This window comes from Staphylococcus petrasii (genome assembly GCF_002902565.1).
In the GTDB taxonomy this organism is placed as follows: domain Bacteria; phylum Bacillota; class Bacilli; order Staphylococcales; family Staphylococcaceae; genus Staphylococcus; species Staphylococcus petrasii.
This window is the reverse complement of record NZ_PPRC01000002.1, coordinates 1-4,731: the sequence shown is the minus strand read 5'-3', so window position 1 is coordinate 4,731 and position 4,731 is coordinate 1. Positions and strand designations below refer to the sequence as shown.

Sequence of the window (4,731 nt, the reverse complement as noted above, 5' to 3'; positions counted from 1 at the left end):
TTTTAATAGTATAAGTATACACTATTCAAATTCTTTTTACATCATACATATTAAACTTATTACACGTAATAAAAAAAGACTATTTAATATTTTTACTTTGTTCATTTTTTCTTAAAATATGATTCATTTTAAACAAAATAGTCTATATTCTTCAACATATATATAACCTTTTGCGACAATGCCTGAGCAATACGAGCGTTTGCGTGAATTTATCGAAGAACAGAACAAAATCAGTATGCCCTCCCTGTCAGAAGATCAATTGGATACATTGAATCGTCAATTAACACAGAAATACACCCAACGCCAACTTGCCATGATCAGTTATTGGAGAAATGGCTACATCCACTCAATTGCAGCATACATTCATCGCATTGATATGTTGAACCAATGCATTACAATCAGTAATGAAAATGGCACCCAAACCATGAAACTCGAATTTGGGGTTATTTGTAACGTGGAATAATCACTAACATGAAAAATGGCAATGTCTATGTTATAGAACAGACATTGCCATTTTTGTTCATTTTTAGTTATTCATTTTTTACTTTTCAAAAAAATAATTATTTACTAGTTGTAAAGCCAGTATAACTAATATCTACTTCTACTACATTGCCATGATTGACAACAAACGTAGTAGCTAAACCATCTTTTACAGGTCTATATTCAAAAATACCACCTGTTTTATCATTCGCTTTTCCATTAACTTTCTTCAAGTCTTTGCCATACGCTTTCTTAATTTGGTTTAGTGTTAAGTCCCCTTTAACTGTAAATTGAACTTTATTAGCTTTCTTACCGTCTTTAGTCACACCTGTGAATTTTTGGTTATACTTTTCAACCACTTTCGTACCTTTAGTTGGCGCAAGTTTAATTCCACTAAATGTTACATTGTCATGTTTAACAGCATTCACAAAGTTTTTATCTGTTAAAAATTTAGCATCTTTATCGATATAACCATTATAAGAATAATACGGTTTAACTGCAGCGTGTGCTGTATGTTCTACTGGTAATACCGTTGCGCTAACGCCCAAAAGTGTTCCAAATGCTAGAGTTGTTGAAGCAATAGTTTTTACTACTTTATTCATGATAGTCCTTCTTTCTGTATTGGATTTGTTTTACATCTTTATTATCGCATAATACTCATAAACAGACACTGTACTTTAGATGTATTTAGCATAAAATTTAGTAAACAAAATTTAATATTATAAAAATGTGTATATACTACCTATTTTATGAAATTTCATTATAATAAAATAAATGAAAGAAAAACGGAGGACCATATTTTGAAAAAGGCATTGGCATGTATAGTCATCGTATTATTAATTGTTGCATTAGGTTTCTCAATATTCTTCGCAACAACACATAAAAACTCAAATACTAAAGATGACAATCCAACTGAAAAACACGAATCAAAAGAGAAAAAACATAAAAAAGAAAGCATCACAGAAGAACGTACACAAGAACAAGACAACACAACAGATAATAGCGAAAACGCTCAAACAGAACCAGCAACACAAAATACACAAAACACACAACAGAATTATTCAAATCAAAATAATTCTAATAATACGAAAGTAAATAACACACAAGAAACGCCAAAAACTCAAGAACAATCTAGCACAGAAAATAAAGCAAGCAATTCACGACAAAACAGCTCAGAAAGCGCAACAACAGAAAAAAATACAAACCAACCATCAACATCTCAGCAACAAAACACACAACAAAACACACAACAAAACAATTCACAACAGAATAGCCAACAAAACAAACCACAAGGTAATTCAGCACAGACTAATTCAACACAAAACAGTAATAGCTCAACTCAGAATGGCAACTCAAATAAAACAACAAATTAAAAATAACCGCCTAATACGTAGTCCTCACAACTACCCATTAGGCGGTTTAATTTAATTATTCTCTATCTTCTAATGAAGTCACTTCGACGATTTCTGTTTTTTTAATTAGTTCTCCATTAATATTAGAGAAACCTATTACTAGACATTCACCTTTATTTAATGATGACAAATCTTGTTCCATTTTTCTTTTTTCATCATTGTTTTTATTTTTACTAATAAAAGCAATTTGATCTTCGGGAGGAGCAAAGTGAACTTGCTCAGCTGCATTAAACAGTGCTGAAATATCTCCTCCATTATTTTTTATAGAACTGATAGACTGTGTAGCAAGCCATGAAGACCATCCGAATTTTCTACCCTCTTTTAAAATTTTGGTTGTAGGAGAACTTTCTTTGTGATTCAAGTTCTGCATTTCATCTAATAAAACAGGGATAGGAACATTTTTACTTCCTTCTCTTTCAGTAAAATTATATAAATCCCATAATAAAAATTCAGTTATCACTTTTTGAATACTTGCCACAAAACCTTTTAATTGCATAATAGTTACTTTACCTTCATTATTAAATACTTCTTTCCAAGTAAAGTCATTATTGTTATATGCGAATGGATCTTTATCTAATAATTTATCAATTCTTCCAACTAAAGTAGTTGCATTAGCAGTTTCTTGATCAATCAATCTTTGTTTTAATTTAGTGAAAGTAAAGCTTTCGCCATATATATCTAAACCACTTTTGATAGATTCTTTTAATAAACTACTTTGTTGAATTCCAAGTTTAAATACAAAATCTATAATTTGAACTACTCTATCTGCTATATCATCATTTTCTTCTGGCACGGTGAATCCACCTAAATCAATTTCGTTTCTTTTAAAAGGATTTATTGGAAGTTTATCTCTAAATATAAATTTAGTATTAAGCTTATCACCTAGTTTTCGTGTAAATTCTTCTTCTAATTGATTGTGTAAAAAACCATCTGTGTAATCAACTACTAAACTATCAAGCTTATTTTTAGCCATTTCATATAAAAGACATTGCATAAAGTAAGTTTTACCCTGTCCAGATTTACCGCTAATTAATATATGGCGATTAGGTAATTGCTTATGACCATACTCCCAATACACTTTTTCAGTACTGCCTTTAGCATTACCTAATAAAATCCTCACATTTTCTAAATTATTTTCAAAATCTTGGGTTTCTTTAATTGTATCAATGCTTTCATTATCTGATGTATCAATATTCTCTTATCAGAAAGTTCCTCTAACTCATCATTATTAGGCAGACTTTCTACTTCATCAGAATTGTTAATTTCTTTGCTTTCATTTTCAAAAGTTGGAATTGGTATATCATTTTTTTCATTGGTTAAAGTATCATCTGTATGAGAGACAAGTAAATTTGCTAAATCAATACCTCTTTGATTATTTAATATCTCATGTTTAACAGATTTAAAATCTTTTTCGGCATCATTATAAGCATCTAATTCAGTTAAATGTAATTCATATACATTTTTCTCATTATCTTTAATTAATTTTCTGAAACTATTTTCTTGATTAAATAGTACTGCTATTCCTATACCATATTCATCTTTTATCTTAGTTGAGAAAGTAATGTTACCGTTTAAAATTTCTGCTCTTTTCTCATAAATATTATGCATTCTTTCATCTACAATTACACCATTTTCAATAAATTTATTTAAATTACCAAAATATAAATTTAAGAAAAATTGTCTATAAAAGTCTTGCGTTAATACTTGAGTGGACGGAGTAATCAGTTCTTTTTCCAGTACTTTAAATAAATGGCTTATTTGTTCTTTAGCTTTGTCAATCACATTAGCGTGATTAATACCCACTTTCACTTCAACTGGCATAAAATGGACATTCACATTATCTTCTTCCAATTCTAAACCTATGAACAACAAATCATCTGAAATAGACCCAGTATGATTAAGTTCCTTAGCAGAGAAAACATCTGAACTTGCATCTAATCCTTGTTGCCTACTCACTCGAAGTACTTCTTCCATAGAAATTGGAATCCAAGTTATTTTTTCATGAGTTAATATTGACAATACTTGTTTATATGCTGAAATAATACTTAATTTTTCTCTAATAGAATGGTCCCCATGATTTGATTTAGAACCCCTATTTCCTATAACTGATAATAGCCATTCGCCATTAAGAATATTGAAAGAGCGAATAATATTATCAATATTTTGAGGAGTGTAATCAACGTTAACTTTATTTAAAAACTCTTTAAGAATATTACTATATTGTTCTGTATCATTTGTTACAGTAATTGATTCATAATTAAACGATGAAGTTTGGTCATTATAATGAATAACATATAAATCATATTCATTGCTATTAAAATATGATAAATCAACAGAAGGGTCTATAAAAGTCACCCAATTTGTATCGTTGAAAACATCATCAAGATTTTGATTTTCAATACTAATAACATTATTAACGATACCTTCATCTTTTTTGTATGGATTTAATCTATAATTTTTATTATTAGAAACAAAACTATTCCATAATAAAGCACTATTAATTAAATCATTATTCTCTAATATACCTTTAGTTCCAAATCCAGATAAATATGAATTACCTATTTTAGTGTAACTAATATTTGATAATAGGCCTTTATTTGTAATAGAGGAATATATTTCTCTAAGATTACTCACGCTAAATTTAGGTTCTTGGTTAAAATTAAAAAACGTAATATGGTAGATATTTTCATCTTGTTTATTAGTAAAGATATTTATTTTAGACTTTATTGTTTCCAATATATCTTCTTCATTAAATTTCTTTTTGATGTTACTAGGAATTTTTATATTATATAATTCTAATAATTCATCACTGTTTTTAATGTTATATAAAGTATATATA

The 4,731-nt window shown here is 28.5% G+C and carries 4 protein-coding genes and 1 pseudogene; 2 read left to right on the top strand and 3 right to left on the bottom strand.

Annotated elements, in window-relative coordinates:
- Positions 1-178: 178 nt before the first annotated feature.
- Positions 179-463 carry a YolD-like family protein gene (locus CD127_RS00265; protein ID WP_103298543.1) on the top strand — a complete coding sequence of 95 codons (285 nt, stop codon included), beginning with the start codon at positions 179-181 and terminating at the stop codon, positions 461-463.
- A 97-nt stretch (positions 464-560) separates the two neighbouring features.
- Here the strand turns inward: CD127_RS00265 and isaB are convergent, their stop codons facing one another.
- On the bottom strand, positions 561-1,082 hold the full coding sequence (gene isaB / locus CD127_RS00260; protein WP_103365340.1) for an immunodominant staphylococcal antigen IsaB family protein: 522 nt from the start codon (positions 1,080-1,082) through the stop codon (positions 561-563).
- Positions 1,083-1,280: 198 nt separating this feature from the next.
- On the opposite strand from isaB, the gene CD127_RS00255 reads away from it, so the two are divergent.
- Positions 1,281-1,853 (top strand): hypothetical protein, encoded by a 573-nt coding sequence (locus CD127_RS00255; protein ID WP_103365339.1) that lies wholly within the window; start codon positions 1,281-1,283, stop codon positions 1,851-1,853.
- A 55-nt stretch (positions 1,854-1,908) separates the two neighbouring features.
- Here the strand turns inward: CD127_RS00255 and CD127_RS00250 are convergent, their stop codons facing one another.
- Both CD127_RS00250 and CD127_RS12595 read right to left on the bottom strand, forming a co-directional pair.
- On the bottom strand, positions 1,909-3,012 hold the full coding sequence (locus CD127_RS00250) for an ATP-binding protein (RefSeq protein ID WP_235851296.1): 1,104 nt from the start codon (positions 3,010-3,012) through the stop codon (positions 1,909-1,911).
- 5 nt (positions 3,013-3,017) lie between these two features.
- Positions 3,018-4,731, bottom strand: a pseudogene (locus CD127_RS12595) (helicase HerA domain-containing protein); the annotation flags it as partial.